Annotated in this window: 1 protein-coding gene; it reads left to right on the top strand. The window is 36.6% G+C overall.

From position 1 onward, the window contains the following. Nucleotides 1-333 (top strand): outer membrane protein (locus ACFIO3_RS15505; RefSeq protein ID WP_375704827.1); only part of this gene is annotated, 333 nt, incomplete at its 5' end. Between the last annotated feature and the right edge of the window lie 205 nt (nt 334-538).

The raw sequence follows: 538 nt of genomic DNA, 5'->3' as shown, positions 1-538 counted from the left end.
GGTGCTACACGGGTCCGTATTGGTTTTGCTGCTGATCGCTTTATGCCTTATCTCGCTGGTGGTATTGCTTATGGGCAGTTCCAAGACACTGTATCAATATCTGTTAAGGGTGAGGACGGAAGTGTCGTTTCTTCTAAAAACTTAACTGATGAGACAAAAACTATGATTGGTTACACTCTGGGTGGTGGCATTGATTTCGCGATGTTGGATAATGTGATTGTACGTGCAGAATATCGTTATTCCGATTTTGGTAAAAAGAAATTTGCAAAAGAAAAACTTGAAGTTAATTACAAAACCAATGATTTCCGTGTTGGTGTAGCTTACAAATTTTGATCTTTTTTAAGAGTAAATTTCTAAGAGGCTCCACTATTAGTGGAGCCTTTATTTTTTTAAATCATTTTTTGGTTTCTTTTCTTGTGAATTTCATGTTAAAGCCCATAAAGTGTAATGATATATTTTCTTGATCGCTGCTTAATACGAATGATAAGCTCGGCTTTCCCTATAGATAAAAACCAGAGTTGCAGGGTTCAGGGAAGTT

This window comes from Bartonella sp. AD328YNZD, assembly GCF_042196425.1.
This window is presented reverse-complemented; position numbering and strand designations above follow the sequence as displayed.